Source organism: Pseudomonas sp. BW16M2 (assembly GCF_014268865.1).
Lineage (GTDB): Bacteria > Pseudomonadota > Gammaproteobacteria > Pseudomonadales > Pseudomonadaceae > Aquipseudomonas > Aquipseudomonas peradeniyensis.
The window spans coordinates 37,774-52,645 of the sequence record NZ_JABWRI010000002.1 but is presented as its reverse complement, the minus strand read 5'-3'; the positions used below and the strand labels follow the sequence as shown (position 1 = coordinate 52,645).

Sequence of the window (14,872 nt, the reverse complement as noted above, 5' to 3'; positions counted from 1 at the left end):
ATGCCGATGGACGGCAATGGACGATATTTTAACCTAACTATATGTATTTAAAGATTTTATAGCGTTTAGTGGAGCTCGATCAAAGGCTATCGGGATCGCCGAAGAACATCTGAATCCGCGAGCGCAACCAGCGCTCCGCCGGGTCATTGTCCTGCGCACCACGCCAAGCCATGTGCAGCTCGAAGCTGCGCACCTCCAGCGGCAGGTCTTCCGCGCGCAACCCACCCGCCGCGGTCAGCGCATCGGCGGTGTAGTCCGGCACCGTGGCGACGATATCGGTCCCCGCCAGCAAACTTCCCAATCCGTTGAACTGCGGCACCGCCAGCACCACATGGCGCTTGCGGCCGATCTCGTCCAGCGCCTCGTCGATGAACCCCGAGAGGTCGCCGGCGAACGACACCAGGGCATGGGGGCGGGCGCAGAAGTCGTCGAGGGTGATGCTGCCGGGCATGCTGTCGGCGCGCAGCAGCTTGGGCATGCTGCGACGCAGCACCTTGCGCTTGGCGTTGGCGGGGAGTTCGTTGGTGTAGCTCACGCCCACCGAGATCTCGCCCGAGGCCAGCAGGGTGGGCATCAGCAGGTAGTTGACCCGACGCACCACCAGGACGATGCCGGGGGCTTCGGCGCGGATGCGCTTGAGCAACTGCGGCAGCAGGGCGAACTCGGCGTCGTCGGACAGGCCGATACGGAACACCGCGTTGCTGGTGGCCGGGTCGAAATCCGCGGCGCGGCTGACGGCGGTGGAGATCGAGTCCAGTGCTGGGGACAGCAGGGCGAAGATCTCGTGGGCCCGCGCCGAGGGTTCCATGCTGCGGCCGGTGCGCACGAACAGCGGATCGTCGAACAGGTTGCGCAGGCGCGACAGCGCGGCGCTGATCGCCGGCTGGCCGAGGAACAGTTTCTCGGCGGCGCGGGTCACGCTGCGTTCGTGCATGAGCGTTTCGAACACGATCAGCAGGTTGAGGTCTACGCGACGCAAGTCGTTACGATTCATTCGATGCGGCTCGCCAGAAATGGGGCAGGGGTGAATCTTAAGGCCAAAGGCTGGTACCCTGCACCGATTTCCGGGTGCCAATGCACAGAATTGTCAGGGGCCCAATCAATGACAGGCATGTCGACTATTAACAGCCACTGATGGTCCAACCGTGAAAGCCCGGATAAAGTCCGTGGTAATACGAGATTCACACAGGCGAGGTATGCGATGTCCCGCATGATCCGTTTCCACAAGTTCGGCCAGGCCGATGTGCTCCGTTGCGAGGAGCAGGCCGAACCGTCCCCGGCTACCGGCGAGGTGCAGATCCGCGTCGAGGCGATCGGCGTCAGCTGGTACGACGTGCTCTGGCGGCAGAACCTGGCGCCGTCCCAGGCGCGGCTGCCGGCCGGTATCGGCCACGAGATGGCCGGCGTGGTCATGGCGGTTGGCGAGGGTGTGGACGATATCGCGGTGGGCGACCGGGTCGCCAGCTTCCCGGCCACCAGCGCCAACGACCACCCGGTGTACGGCGACGTGATTGTCCTGCCGCGCAGCGCCATCACCCGTTACCCGGATGTACTGACCCCGATCGAGGCCAGCGTGCACTACACGCCGCTGCTCATCGCCTATTTTGCCTTCGTCGACCTGGCGCGGGCCAAGGCCGGGCAGACCGCGCTGGTCACCGATGCCAGCCACTGCGCGGGGCCGGCCTTCGTGCAACTGGGCAAGGCCCTGGGGCTGAGGGTGTTCGCCGCCACCAAGGAGCCCGAGCAGCGCGAGTACCTGCTGGGCCTGGGCGCCGACAAGGTGATCGTCACCGAGGAGCAGGACCTGCTGATGCAGATCGGCAAGTACACTGATGGCCGTGGCGTGGACATGGTCCTCGACGGCATGGGCGGCCCGCAGATGTCGCTGCTCGGCGATGTCCTGGCGCCCCGTGGCAGCCTGGTGCTGTACGGCCTGCAGGGTGGCAACCAGACGCCGTTCCCGGCCTGCGCGGCGTTCCAGAAGAACATCCAGTTCCATGTGCATTGCATCGGCAACTTCACCGGCAAGCCGGAGCTGGGCATCGCCCAGGACCAGGTGGCCCTGCAGCGGGCGTTGCGCGATATCAACCAGTTCACCGCCGACCAGTTGCTGACGCCGCAGATCATCAAGGTGTACCCGTTCGAGCAGGTGGTCGAGGCGCACCGGCACATGGACGAGTGTCCGTGTGGTGGGCGGGTGGTGCTGGATATGGGTGGGCACTGATCGGGTAGTGACACCCTCAGGTCATACACGGCCCCTGTAGGAGCGGCCTTGTGTCGCGAAAGGGGTGCGAAGCACCCCCACGATTTGTGCATCAAGCAGATATCGCCGGGGCCGCTTTGCGGCCCTTTCCGACCGGTCCGACGCCTCGGCAAGGCCGCTCCTACAGGGGGGGCGCAGCTTGCAGGGCTGGAAATTTAGCTAAATGTCCTACTAGGCTTTAGGAAGTTTCCTTCAAGCTCGGTTTGCTATTCATCTGCCAGAATCGGACTTCAATTCGAAGCCGTCAGGGAGATGGAGCGATAGCATGACCGAGACCCACGACCAAGCCATGCACTATGTCTACCAGCAAGTCCTGCAGCGCCTGCTGGAGCACATGTCCCAGGCCCAGCGCGCCTCGGTGCAGCTGCTGGTCCAGCGATTGCTGGTCATCGCCGGCGGCCAGGAATACGTCGGCAACGTCCGGGTGCTGGTGCTGCACGGTGTCGACCAGCGCAGCGCGCATCTGCTGGCCTGCCTGCGCGCCGCGCAGTTGAGCATCGCCCTGCGCCATGGCGCTACCTGCCGCCTGCGTGTGCTGGTGGCCCGTCTGCCGACCCTCGATGATACCGCCCTGGCCCTTCACGACCGCTGCTTCAGCGCGCTGTTCCTGCATGACGATCCGCGGGTGGAGCTGCTGCGAGCCGACGGCGGGCAGCTCGGCCCGTTCGGTGCCCGCCAGGCCTGCTCGGGCGAGCAACTGGCCGATGCCGGCAACGCCTGGTTGCTGTTCGGCCACCTGGTCGGCGGGCAGCCGGACGCGATGCTCGGTGCCAGGGGCTACCTGGAGCTGGCCAACAGCCTGGGCCAGGCGCTGGCGGGGGAGGCCGGCGAGCAGATCCTGATCAGCGCCGTGCCGTTTTCACAGCGCCATCGCCTGCTGGCTTGGGGGCGGCGCTGCCTGCGCCACACCGTGGAGGTGGCCCACGCCCTGACACCTCACAATGTGCTGGCGGCGGGTCTGGAGCAGTTGGGCGAGGTGTTGGCCGATCCCTGGCAACCGCCGACTTCGCCCGTGCTGCGCCAGCCCGCTGGCGAGCCGCGCCTGGTCATGGTCGAGGACCTGTTGCACCACCCGGACGACGGTGGAGCACTGGACCGCATGCTCGGCCGGCAGGACGTCAAGGGCAGTCAGGCCCAGGGGCCGTCAGGGCTGTTCGATCCCTTGCCGCTGGCCCACCTGCATGGGCTCAAGGCGCAGTACCTCGACCAGCGCAGCTATCGCGAAGGCACCCAGGCTTTCTTCCAGCGCTTGCGCCAGCCGTCGACCGCTTGGCCCCAGGGCCGGGCCTTGCGCAGCGAGGCACAGGCGCGCCTGGCTGGCGCCTATGGCGTGAGCGAGGCGCAACTGGTCTGCCAGCTGTTCACCCCGTTCGAGGCGCTAGGGCACAACCTCGAGACCTTTGTGCTGCGGTGCCATCCGGGCATGCGCGTCGCGCTGCCGTACCTGCACCGTGCCTTGCAGGGGCGCCCCTGCCCGGAGCCGGTCAGCCAGTGGCTGGTTGAAACCAGCGGCCTGCAGCTCGCGCAGCTGCGCGGGCTGTATGCCGGCACGCTCAGCCACCAGGCCCGGCGTCTGTTCCAGCTGCTGGGCCGGCGCGACCTGTGGCTGCGGCCTTTGCCGGCCAGCCCGGGCGGCGGATATCCGCTGTTGCGCGCCGTCGAGTAGGCCTGCTGCCTGGGCGAGCGCTCGTAACGATCGTGTGACCGTCGATCCAGCGCACTTGCCCAGGCATGTGGTCTGTATGTATAACCAGTGCTTGATCCTCAACACCCGACTTGCACCGTGATCGCCCATTCCGTCGATGATCCCCTGTACTACCTGCACAACTTCCGCCAGGTCCTGAGCTGGGTCGGGCAGCGCTATGCCGATCTGCTGGACTGCGACGAGCACGGTTTCATCCAGACCTTCAGCGAACTGCCGGTGCCCAGTCAGGCCCTGCTGGTGCGCATGGTCATGCGCAAGGGCGAGCTGTTTCGCGGTGACAAGCTCGACTATGCCGAGATTGGTGACACCGAGGCGGCCCTGGCGCCACTGCTGGCATTGGGTTGGGTGGCCGACGATGCGCCGTTGACCATCGAGCAGCTAGGGGCGTTGCTGCGCAAGGACGAGCTGGCGACGTGCTTCGCCGGGCGACTTCCCAGACCGCGCGCCGGCAAGGCCGAGCTGCTGGAGCAGTTGCAGGCCCTGGGCTTGCCGCCTGGCCCGCTGGCCCAGTGGTGCCCCGGTTTCCCGCTGCGGATCCTGCACTGGTGCCAGCAGCCGTTGTGCGACCGCTTGCGCCTGCTGTTCTTCGGCAACCTGTACCAGAGCTGGTCGGACTTCGTGCTTGCCGACCTCGGGGTGTTCCGCTACGAACAGGTGGCGTTCAGCGACGACTCGCGGGCCTTGCGCCAGCGCGCCGAGGTCGACTTGGCCATGGCCCTGCACCAGTGCGCCGAGCGCCTTGAACAAGGCGTAGCGCCCGCCGATCTACTCGCGGCGCTGGACGGCTTTGACGACAGCAACCCCTGGCTGGCCCGGCGCCGGGCGCGCCTGCTGTTCAGCCTCGGGCAACAGTGCGAGCGCCTGGGGGACTGGGACCTGGCACTGCGGATCTATGCTGGCTGCGCGCACCCCGAGGCGCGTATTCGCCAGGTCCGGGTCCACGAGCGCAGCGAGCAATGGCCAGAGGCGCATGCCCTGGCCCGGCACATGGCCCAGGCGCCAGCCAACGCCCTGGAACGCCAGGCCCTGGAACGCCTGCTGCCACGCCTGGCACGCAAGCTTGGCGGTCCGGCACAGCCGCGCCGACGCAGCGAGGCGGTGACACTTATCGAACTGGAACTGCCGGCCGAAATGGCAGTGCTGGGGGTGGAAGAGGCGGTGCGCCAGCATTTGGAGCAGGAAGGCGGCAGCGTTTACTACGTCGAGAACACCCTGTTCAACAGCCTGTTCGGCCTGCTGTGCTGGGAGGCGATCTTCGCCCCGGTGCCGGGGGCGTTCTTCCACCCGTTCCAGAGCGGGCCGCAGGACCTGCACGACGTCGACTTCCAGCAGCGTCGCGCGGCACTGTTTGACGCCTGCCTCGAGCGCCTGGACGATGGCAGCCATCGCCAGGCCATCCGCGACTGCTACCAGGCCAAGCAAGGCCTGCAGTCGCCTTTCGTGTTCTGGCAGATGCTCGACGAGCCGTTGCTCGAACAGGCACTCGAGCACCTGCCGCCCGCGCACCTCAAGGCCTGCTTCCTGCGCCTGCTGCAGGATATCCGCGCCAACCGCGCCGGTATGCCCGACCTGATCCAGTTCTGGCCTGGGCAGGGCGGTTACCGCATGATCGAGGTCAAGGGGCCGGGCGACCGGCTACAGGACAACCAGCTGCGCTGGCTCGAGTTCTGCCATGCCCACGGGCTGCCGGTCGCGGTCTGCCATGTGCGCTGGAGCGATGTGCCAGCATGAGTTACACCGTGGCCGTGCGCGCCCTGTGCGAGTTCAGCGCCAAGGTTGGCGACCTCGACCTGCGCTTCACCCCGTCGCCCACCGCCCAGGAAGGTATTGCCGGGCACCGCCGGGTGGTGGCGCGACGCGCCGCCGGCTATGAAGCGGAGGTGGCGCTTGAGGGCGAGTTCCAGGGGCTGCGGGTCCGCGGTCGCGCCGATGGCTACGACCCGACGGGTAATCGCCTGGAGGAGATCAAGACCCACCGCGGCGATCTGGCCAGGCAGCCCGACAACCACCGCCAACTGCACTGGGCCCAGGCCAAGGTCTATGCCTGGTTGCTGTGCCAGGCACGGCAGCTCTCGGTGATCGATGTGGCGCTGGTTTATCTCGATGTCGACAGTGACGGCCAGACAGTGATCAGCGCGCGTTACCAAGCCGATGAGCTGAAGCGCTTTTTCGAGATCCAGTGCCAGCGCTTCTTGGCCTGGGCACAGGGCCAGGAACGACGGCTGAGCGAGCGGGACCGGGATCTTGGCGCGCTGACATTCCCCTATCCCGAATTCAGGCAGGGCCAGCGCCAACTGGCCGAGACGCTGTACAAGGCCGTGAGTACCGGTCGCTGTCTGATGGCCCAGGCCAGCACCGGCATCGGCAAGACCCTCGGTACGCTGTTCCCGCTGCTCAAGGCCGTGGTCCCGCAGCAGTTGGACAAGCTCTACTTCCTTACCGCCAAGACCCCGGGCCGGGCCCTGGCCCTCGATGCGCTGCGCCAGATCACCCGGGCGTCGCCGCAACCAGCCCTGCGCAGCCTCGAACTGATCGCCCGCGACAAGGCCTGCGAGTACCCCGAAAACGCCTGCCATGGCGAGTCCTGCCCCTTGGCGCGGGGCTTCTACGACCGTCTGCCGGCTGCTCGCGAAGCCGCCGCGCAGGTGTCGCTGCTGGACCGCGCCAGCCTGCGCCAGGTGGCGCTGGCGCACCAGGTCTGCCCCTACTACCTGGGCCAGGAGATGGCGCGCTGGGTCGACCTGCTGGTGGCTGACTACAACTACTACTTCGACGCCCACGCCTTGCTGTTCGGCCTGGCCCAGGCCAACCAGTGGCGCACGGCGGTACTGGTGGACGAGGCGCACAACCTGGTCGAACGGGGGCGGCAGATGTACAGCGCCAGCCTCGACCAGGGGCATCTTCTGGCGCTGCGCCAGAGCAAGCCGGCCGGGCTGGGCAGTGCCCTCGACCGGCTGAACCGGCAGTGGAACGCGCTGTACAAGGCCCAGGTGGCGCCGTACCAGGCCAGCGAGCAACTGCCGGATGCCTTCCTGCGTGCCCTGCAGCAATGCATCGGACTGATCCAGGAGCGCATGAACCAGGCGCCCGCCGAGGTCGAACCCAAGGTGCTGGAGTTCTTCTTCCAGGCCCTGCAGTTCAGCCGTATCGCCGAGCTGTTCGACGAGCACTTCCTGTTCGATATCAGCCCGCGCAACGGTCCACGGGGGCGGCGCCTGGCCACGCTGTGCCTGCGCAACGTGGTGCCGGCGCGGCTGCTGGGGCCGCGGATGAGTGCGGCGCGCAGCGTCACGCTGTTTTCCGCGACGCTGAATCCGCGGCACTTCTACAGCGACTTGCTGGGCATGCCCGCCGACACGGCCTGGCTGGAGGTCGCCGCGCCGTTCCGGGCCGAGCAGCTGCAGGTGCGCATCGTCAGCGAGGTGTCCACTCGCTACCAGCAGCGCCAGGCGTCGCTGGCGCCGATCGTCGAGTTGATCGCTGGCCAGTTCGCCGGCCAGCCGGGCAACTACCTGGCTTTCTTCAGCAGCTTCGAATACCTCGAACAGGTGGCGCGGTTGCTGGCCGAGCGCTATCCGGCGCTGCCCATCTGGTGCCAGGCGCCTGGCATGGACGAGGCCGGGCGCGAGGCTTTCCTGGCGCGTTTCGTGGAGCAAGGGCAGGGGGTGGGCTTCGCCGTGCTCGGCGGTGCCTTCGGCGAGGGCGTGGACCTGCCGGGCACGCGCCTGATCGGCGCCTTTGTCGCCACCCTCGGGCTGCCCCAGGTCAACCCGGTCAACGAGCAGTTCAAGCAGCGCCTGGGCCGCCAGTTCGGCGCCGGTTTCGACTATGCGTACCTGTACCCGGGCGTGCGCAAGGTGATCCAGGCCGCCGGCCGGGTGATCCGCAGCGACCAGGACCGTGGCGTGCTGATGCTGATCGATGAGCGCTTCGCCGAGCCCCGGGTGCGACAGATGTTCCCCGGTTGGTGGCAGCTGGGGTGAACGCCGCCATCGCCTAGCGCTGAAACTCCCAGTACACTGCGCGTTCCAACACCTACTTCTGTTGATTTCGAGGTTCCGCATGACGCTCAGTCCTTTGGCAGGCAAGCCGGCTCCGGCCAGCGTGCTGGTCGATATTCCCCGCCTGTTGACCGCCTACTACACCGGCCGTCCCGACGCCGCGGTGGCGGCCCAGCGCGTGGCCTTCGGCACCTCGGGGCACCGCGGCACTTCGTTCGAGCTGAGCTTCAACGAGTACCACGTGCTGGCGATCACCCAGGCCATCTGCCTGTACCGCCAGGAAAAGGGCATCGACGGCCCGCTCTTCATCGGCGCAGACACCCATGCGTTGTCCGCCCCGGCCGCCGCCAGCGCCCTGGAAGTGCTGGCCGCCAACGGCGTGCAGGTGATGCTGAGCCAGGATGACGAGTACACCCCGACCCCGGCGGTGTCCCACGCCATCCTCTGCTACAACCGTGGCCGCCAGCAGGGCCTGGCCGACGGCATCGTCATCACCCCGTCGCACAATCCGCCGCAGAGCGGTGGTTTCAAGTACAACCCGCCCAATGGCGGGCCGGCCGACAGCGACGTGACCAAGTGGATCGAGGCCAAGGCCAATGAGCTGCTGGCGGCGAACCTGGCCGGCGTCAAGCGCATGGACTACAAGCAGGCGCTGGCGGCACCGACCACCCAGCGTCACGACTACGTCAGCAACTACGTCGCCGACCTGGAAAACGTCATCGACTTCGACGTCATCCGCAGCGCCAATCTGCGCCTGGGCGTCGACCCGCTGGGCGGCGCCGGGGTGCGCTACTGGTCGGCCATCGCCAAGCGCTACCAGCTGAACCTGGAAGTGGTGAACACCGAGGTCGACCCGACCTTCCGCTTCATGACCGTCGACTGGGACGGCCAGATCCGCATGGACCCGTCCTCGCCGTACGCCATGCAGGGCCTGATCGGCCTGCGCGAGCGCTTCGACGTGGCCTTCGCCTGCGACCCCGACCATGATCGCCACGGCATTGTCACCGCCGATGGCCTGCTGCAACCGAACAACTACCTGGCCGTGGCCATCGACTACTTGTACCGCAACCGCCCGCAATGGCGCAGCGACGCGGCCGTGGGCAAGACCGTGGTTTCCAGCGGCCTGATCGACCGTGTCACCGCCGCGCTGGGCCGTGAGCTGTACGAAGTGCCGGTGGGCTTCAAGTTCTTCGCCCAGGGCCTGTTCGACGGTTCGCTGGGCTTTGGCGGCGAAGAGAGCGCCGGCGCCTCGTTCCTACGCAAGGACGGCAGCGTCTGGGCCACCGACAAGGACGGCCTGATCCCGGCGCTGCTGGCGGCCGAGATGACCGCCCGTACCGGACGCAACCCGAGCCAGATCTACGCCGACCTGACCGCCAAGCTGGGCAAACCCTACGCCACCCGCGTCGAGGCCAAGGCCGATGCGCGGCAGAAGGCGCTGCTGAGCAAGCTGGCGCCGGAGCAGGTCAAGTCCACCGAGCTGGCCGGCGAGCCGATCCAACAGATCCTCAGCCACGCCCCGGGCAACAACCAGGCCATCGGTGGCCTGAAGGTGATGACCGAGAACGGCTGGTTCGCCGCCCGTCCTTCGGGTACCGAGGACATCTACAAGATCTATGCCGAGAGCTTCATCGACGAGGCGCATCTGACGCGCCTGGTGGCCGAAGCCCAGGTACTGGTGGACGCGGCGATCGCCTGATCGTCCGTTGAAGCCAATCGCGGGGCAAGCCCGCTCCCACAAGGCCAACGTACATTGGCCTTGAGGGAGCGGGCTTGCCCCGCGATGCATTGGATTGTTCCAATTTTGGAACGAACCATGCCATTTTAGCTGTCTACCGGATCATTAGTCTCATCTGTAAGGTGATACCCATCAAACAGGAGGCTTCTCATGAAAAAGATCCAGGGCATCCACCGCAGCCCCCACGCCCATTGGGTGGGCGACGGCTTCCCGGTGCGCAGCCTGTTCACCTACGATCATCTGGCCCGGCACATCAGCCCGTTCCTGCTGCTGGACTACGCCGGCCCCCACGACTTCGCCCCGACCACGGCCCGTCGCGGCGTCGGCCAACATCCGCATCGCGGTTTCGAGACGGTGACCATCGTCTACCAGGGCGAACTGGAGCACCGTGACTCCACCGGCGCCGGCGGCCTGATCGGCCCGGGCGACGTGCAATGGATGACCGCCGCGGGAGGCATCATCCACGAGGAGTTCCATTCCCCGGCCTTTGCCCGTAGTGGCGGCACCCTGGAGATGGTGCAACTGTGGGTCAACCTGCCGGCCAAGAACAAGCGTGCCGCAGCGGGCTACCAGACACTGTTGGCCAACGACATTCCCGTGGTGGCGCTGGCCGGCGAGGCGGGCAGCCTGCGGGTGATCGCCGGACGTTACCTGGATCATCAGGGGCCGGCGCGCACCTTCACCGAGATGGATGTCTGGGATCTGCGGCTGAGTGCCGGTGCCACGTTGCAACTGCCCTTGGCCGCCGGGCGCAATGCCGCGCTGGTGGTGCTGCGGGGTAACCTGCGGGTCAACGACGAGCGCGAGGCCGGCCCTGCCAGCCTGGTGCTGCTGGAGCGCGATGGCCGCGATGTGCGCCTCGAGGCGCTGGAGGAGGTCAGCGTGCTGCTGCTCAGCGGCGAGCCGATCGACGAGCCGATTGTTGGCTACGGGCCGTTCGTGATGAACAGCCAGGCGGAAATCGCCGAGTCGTTCGATGATTTCCAGGCTGGGCGGTTCGGGCAGATGGGCGGCGTCGAGCGCGGCGTCGTTCGATAGTACCCATCGCGGGGCAAGCCCGCTCCCACGCCTTGAGTCCACAATGACTCAAGGCGTGGGAGCGGGCTTGCCCCGCGATTTTTTTAGCGCGTCACTGCTGATCCGGCACCACCGCGATCACATCGATCTCCATCAGCCACTCAGCCTGGGCCAACCCGGCCACCACCAGCCCGGTGGAAATCGGGAACACCCCCTTGAGCCATTTGCCCACTTCCTTGTACACCGGCTCGCGGAAGCGCGGGTCGGTGATGTAGGTGGTGGTCTTGACGATATGCGACAGGTCCGAGCCCGCTTCTTCGAGCAGCTGCTTGACGTTCTTCATCGCCTGTTCGGCCTGGGCCCGTGGATCGCCCAGGCCCACCAGCCGGCCTTCGAAGTCGGTGCCGACCTGACCGCGCACGTAGATGGTGTTACCGGCCCGCACCGCCTGGCACAGGTCGTTGTCCAGGGTCTGGTTGGGGTAGGTCGCCTTGGTGTTGAACATGCGGATGCGAGTGTGGGTAGGCATCAGAGGGCTCCGAAAGTGCTGACGTTGCTGATCGAGGGTTGCTGCTCATCCGCCGCGCGCTGCTCGCGGTCGCGGTAAGCCAGGTAGGTGCGCTGGGTGGCGATATGGCCGGCGACGTGCTTGGCGTCGTGCCACACGCCCCAGATGAACGACGAGCCACGGCGCGACAGCCAGGGTAGGCCGAGGAAGTACACGCCCGGCTCCTTCGACACGCCGCGCTGGTGTTGCGGCTTGCCGTTGGCGTCAAAGGCGTCCACCTGCAGCCAGCTGAAATCCACGCCGTAGCCGGTGGCCCAGATGATGCTCCTGACGTTGGCCTGGGCCAGGTCCAGTTCCAGCAAGGGCTGGCTGACGCAGGCCGGGTCGGGCAGGCGCTTGCGCGCCTCGGGCTCCTGCGGCAGGTCCAGGCCGTTGCGTTCGACATAGGCGTCGGCGGCGTCCAGCAGGGCCAGGTAGTTCTCGTCACCGCGGTTGATGTTCTCGGCCAGGTTGTCCTGGAAGCAGGCCACGCCGCCCTCGAACGACTGGGTCAGGCCGACCAGGGTCATGCCTTGGTGGGCGAGGGCGCGAAAGTCCACGGTATGGCCACCACGGGCGCCGGACACGGCGATGGTCACGTGCTCACGGCCAGGCTTGGCGATCTCCGCGTCCCACTCGCCGAGCACGCCCAGCCACCAGCAGAAATCGCGGTTGCGGTAGCTGCGCGGCGGACGGTCATGAGCGCCGACCGAGAGGTACACCTGGCGCCCGGCGCGCATCAGTTCCTCGGCGATCTGCACCCCGGAGGAGCCGGCGCCGACCACCAGCACCGCGCCCTCGGGCAACTGCTGGGGGTTGAAGTAGGCGGCGGAGTGGATCTGGTGCAGGCCCTCGTCCTTCGGTGCGATGGCCGGGATCACCGGGCGCTGGAACGGGCCGGTGGCGGCCACCACGCGGTTGGCGCGGATCACGCCCTGGTTGGTGTCGATGGTGAAGCCCGGGCGGTCGGCGTTGCGCGCCACCTTCCTCACCTCGACCCCGGTGCGTACCGGCAGGTTGTACTTGCGCACGTACTGTTCGAAGTAGTCGGCGACCTGGTCCTTGCCGGCGAAGGCATCGGCGTCGAGGTCGAATTCCAGGCCCGGGAAACGGTCGTGCCAGACCGGTCCGTTGGCCACCAGCGAATCCCAGCGCCCGGTGCGCCAGGCCTCGGCGATGCGCTTGCGCTCCAGCACCAGGTGCGGCACGCCGAGCTTGCTCAGGTGTTCGCTCATGGCCACGCCGGCCTGGCCGGCGCCGACCACGAGGGTGTCGATTTCGATGTTGTTCAGTGTCATGTCCCAGCCCTTCTTCAGCGGCGTTCTTGTTCAGGTCGGTGGGGACCGCCTTTGCCTGGGGCCAGACTAGGGATGGGCGGGAAATCGCGAAAATAGTATTTAGCTGGGGGTTGCCTATAAATTGGCGAAGGCTTTGCTGGCAATGGGCTGCAGCGGTTTCTCAGGGATGCGCAGGACCCTGTAGGAGCGGCCTTGTGTCGCGAACGGGCTGCGTAGCGGCCCCAGGATTCGTGCTCTCCTCAAGATTGCCGGGGCTGCTGCGCAGCCCGTTCGCGACACAAGGCCGCTCCTACACAGGATGCATTCACAGGCGCCTTAGTTTTTTCCTGCCCAGTGCCGAGGAAAATGTTGGTTTCGCAGCATTCGGGGCCCACCGAGAATGCCGGTAACCTCAACACAGGAGCTGCACCATGACCTTCTCCATCATCGGCCGCTGCCAGGAAACCGGCCAGGTCGGCATCGCCATCAGTTCATCGAGCATCGCCGTCGGCGCCCGCTGCCCGTGGGTGCGTGCCGGGGTCGGTGCCGTGGCCACCCAGAACATCACCCTGCCGGCCCTCGGCCCGCAGATCCTCGATGCCCTCGAGCAGGGCCAGCTGCCGCCCGCAGCGGCGCTGGACCGGGTGCTGAGCGCCAATGGCTGGAGCGAATATCGCCAGGTCACGGTGATCGACAGCCAGGGCCAGGTAGCGCTGTTCACCGGCAAGGAGGCCCTGGGCGTGCACAACGCCGTGGCCGGCGAGCAATGCGCGGCGGCCGGCAACCTGCTGTCGTCGCGGGCGGTGATCGAGGCCATGGTGGCGGCGTTCGAACAGGCCGGTGGCCACCTGGCCGAGCGCCTGCTGGCGGCGATGCACGCGGCCATGGCCGCAGGCGGTGAGGCGGGGCCGGTGCACTCGGCGGCGTTGAAGATCGCCGGTGAGCTGACCTGGCCCTTGGTGGACCTGCGCGTGGACTGGGCCGAGCACGATCCCATCGGCGAGCTGGACAGCCTCTGGCAGGCCTACCGCCCGCAGATGCAGGACTATGTGACCCGTGCCCTGAACCCGACCGCCGCGCCGAGCTATGGAGTGCCGGGCGATGAATGAGGTTTCCAGCCGTGCGCTGCTGGAGCGCTTGGTCGGGTTCGCCACGGTCAGTCGCGATTCCAACCTCGAGCTGATCGCCTTCATCCGCGACTACCTGGCCGGACTTGGCGTTGCCAGCGAGCTGTTCCACAACGAGGAGGGCACCAAGGCCAATCTGTTCGCCACCATCGGCCCCGCCGACCGTGGCGGCGTGGTGCTCTCCGGGCACACCGACGTGGTGCCGGTGGAGGGCCAGGCCTGGACCGTCGAACCGTTCTGCCTGACTGAACGCGAAGGGCGCCTGTACGGCCGTGGCACGGCTGACATGAAGGGCTTCATCGCCTCGGTGCTGGCGGCGGTGCCGGCGTTGCTCGCCCAGCCGCTGAAGCTGCCGGTGCACCTGGCGTTTTCCTATGACGAGGAGGTGGGCTGCCTGGGCGTGCGCTCGATGCTCGCAGCCCTGGCGCAGCGCCCGCACAAGCCGCGGCTGTGCCTGATCGGCGAGCCCACCGAACTCAAGCCTGTGCTCGGCCACAAAGGTAAGCTGGCCATGCGCTGCCAGGTGCATGGCGCGGCCTGCCACTCGGCCTATGCCCCCTACGGCGTCAATGCCATCGAGTATGCGGCGCGGCTGATCGGCAAGCTGGGCGAGATCGGTGACCAGCTGGCGCGCCCCGAGCATCACGACGAGCGCTTCGATCCGCCGTTCTCCACGGTGCAGACCGGGATAATCAAGGGCGGCCGGGCGCTGAATATCGTCCCCGAGGAATGCGAGTTCGACTTCGAAGTACGGGCATTGCCAGGCTTCGAGGCCCAGGCCGTGGCCGACCGCCTGCAGACCTACGCCGAGGCCGAGCTGCTGCCGCGCATGCGTGCCGTCAGTGGCGCCAGCGACATTCGCCTGCGCGCCCTGAGCGCCTACCCGGGCCTGGCCACACCAGCCGAGAGCGAGGCCGCACAACTGGTGGCGTTGCTTAGCGGTTCGGACGATTTCGGTACTGTGGCCTTCGGTACCGAGGGCGGCCTGTTCGACCAAGCGGGTATCCCCACGGTGGTCTGCGGGCCCGGGAGCATGGACCAGGGGCACAAGCCCGACGAGTTCGTCAGTGTCGAGCAGTTGCAGGGATGCGATGCGATGTTGCGGCGGTTGGTGGATCATCTGAAGCAGGCATGACATTCGCGGGGCCAGCCCGCTCCCACAGGTTTTGCAGCTACCTGTGGGAGCGGGCTGGCCCC

General features: G+C 67.1%; 11 protein-coding genes. 8 read left to right on the top strand and 3 right to left on the bottom strand.

Annotated features, from left to right (window positions below; genetic code table 11):
- Positions 1–79: 79 nt before the first annotated feature.
- Positions 80–994 carry a LysR family transcriptional regulator gene (locus tag HU735_RS03190; protein ID WP_050705386.1) on the bottom strand — a complete coding sequence of 305 codons (915 nt, stop codon included), beginning with the start codon at positions 992–994 and terminating at the stop codon, positions 80–82.
- A gap of 207 nt (positions 995–1,201) precedes the next feature.
- Here HU735_RS03190 and HU735_RS03185 point away from each other — a divergent pair, with 207 nt between their 5' ends.
- The 6 genes from HU735_RS03185 to HU735_RS03160 all read left to right on the top strand — a co-directional run bounded on the left by HU735_RS03185 (position 1,202) and on the right by HU735_RS03160 (position 10,745).
- On the top strand, positions 1,202–2,224 hold the full coding sequence (locus HU735_RS03185) for a zinc-dependent alcohol dehydrogenase family protein (RefSeq protein ID WP_186712365.1): 1,023 nt from the start codon (positions 1,202–1,204) through the stop codon (positions 2,222–2,224).
- Between the two features lie 304 nt (positions 2,225–2,528).
- Positions 2,529–3,929 (top strand): hypothetical protein, encoded by a 1,401-nt coding sequence (locus HU735_RS03180; protein ID WP_186712364.1) that lies wholly within the window; start codon positions 2,529–2,531, stop codon positions 3,927–3,929.
- 117 nt (positions 3,930–4,046) lie between these two features.
- Positions 4,047–5,699, top strand: a complete 1,653-nt coding sequence (locus tag HU735_RS03175) for a VRR-NUC domain-containing protein (protein WP_186712363.1) — start codon at positions 4,047–4,049, stop codon at positions 5,697–5,699.
- The gene (locus HU735_RS03170) at positions 5,696–7,951 is read left to right on the top strand and encodes an ATP-dependent DNA helicase (protein ID WP_186712362.1); all 2,256 of its coding nucleotides are present in this window, start codon (positions 5,696–5,698) and stop codon (positions 7,949–7,951) included. The genes HU735_RS03175 and HU735_RS03170 overlap by 4 nt, the downstream gene beginning before the upstream one ends.
- 79 nt (positions 7,952–8,030) lie before the next feature.
- Positions 8,031–9,668 (top strand): phosphoglucomutase (alpha-D-glucose-1,6-bisphosphate-dependent), encoded by a 1,638-nt coding sequence (gene pgm / locus HU735_RS03165; RefSeq protein ID WP_186712361.1) that lies wholly within the window; start codon positions 8,031–8,033, stop codon positions 9,666–9,668.
- 189 nt (positions 9,669–9,857) lie between these two features.
- Positions 9,858–10,745, top strand: coding sequence for a pirin family protein (locus HU735_RS03160; protein WP_186712360.1), 888 nt, complete (start codon positions 9,858–9,860; stop codon positions 10,743–10,745).
- A 91-nt stretch (positions 10,746–10,836) separates the two neighbouring features.
- Here HU735_RS03160 and HU735_RS03155 read toward each other — a convergent pair whose 3' ends face one another.
- Together HU735_RS03155 and HU735_RS03150 are read right to left on the bottom strand one after the other, a co-directional pair.
- Positions 10,837–11,253, bottom strand: coding sequence for a RidA family protein (locus tag HU735_RS03155; RefSeq protein ID WP_186712359.1), 417 nt, complete (start codon positions 11,251–11,253; stop codon positions 10,837–10,839).
- On the bottom strand, positions 11,253–12,569 hold the full coding sequence (locus HU735_RS03150) for an NAD(P)/FAD-dependent oxidoreductase (protein ID WP_186712358.1): 1,317 nt from the start codon (positions 12,567–12,569) through the stop codon (positions 11,253–11,255). Before HU735_RS03150 ends, HU735_RS03155 begins: the two co-directional genes overlap by 1 nt.
- A gap of 410 nt (positions 12,570–12,979) precedes the next feature.
- Here HU735_RS03150 and HU735_RS03145 point away from each other — a divergent pair, with 410 nt between their 5' ends.
- Together HU735_RS03145 and argE are read left to right on the top strand one after the other, a co-directional pair.
- Positions 12,980–13,657, top strand: coding sequence for a DUF1028 domain-containing protein (locus HU735_RS03145; protein WP_186712357.1), 678 nt, complete (start codon positions 12,980–12,982; stop codon positions 13,655–13,657).
- A complete protein-coding gene (gene argE, locus HU735_RS03140) occupies positions 13,650–14,810 on the top strand; it encodes an acetylornithine deacetylase (protein WP_186712356.1) in 1,161 nt (386 codons plus the stop codon). Before HU735_RS03145 ends, argE begins: the two co-directional genes overlap by 8 nt.
- Positions 14,811–14,872: the final 62 nt, after the last annotated feature.

Coding starts and splice junctions, on each gene's coding strand:
- HU735_RS03190 (WP_050705386.1), bottom strand. CDS start 994: ATGAATCGTAACGACTTGCGTCGCGTAGACCTCAACCTGCTGATCGTG.
- HU735_RS03185 (WP_186712365.1), top strand. CDS start 1,202: ATGTCCCGCATGATCCGTTTCCACAAGTTCGGCCAGGCCGATGTGCTC.
- HU735_RS03180 (WP_186712364.1), top strand. CDS start 2,529: ATGACCGAGACCCACGACCAAGCCATGCACTATGTCTACCAGCAAGTC.
- HU735_RS03170 (WP_186712362.1), top strand. CDS start 5,696: ATGAGTTACACCGTGGCCGTGCGCGCCCTGTGCGAGTTCAGCGCCAAG.
- pgm (WP_186712361.1), top strand. CDS start 8,031: ATGACGCTCAGTCCTTTGGCAGGCAAGCCGGCTCCGGCCAGCGTGCTG.
- HU735_RS03160 (WP_186712360.1), top strand. CDS start 9,858: ATGAAAAAGATCCAGGGCATCCACCGCAGCCCCCACGCCCATTGGGTG.
- HU735_RS03155 (WP_186712359.1), bottom strand. CDS start 11,253: ATGCCTACCCACACTCGCATCCGCATGTTCAACACCAAGGCGACCTAC.
- HU735_RS03150 (WP_186712358.1), bottom strand. CDS start 12,569: ATGACACTGAACAACATCGAAATCGACACCCTCGTGGTCGGCGCCGGC.
- HU735_RS03145 (WP_186712357.1), top strand. CDS start 12,980: ATGACCTTCTCCATCATCGGCCGCTGCCAGGAAACCGGCCAGGTCGGC.
- argE (WP_186712356.1), top strand. CDS start 13,650: ATGAATGAGGTTTCCAGCCGTGCGCTGCTGGAGCGCTTGGTCGGGTTC.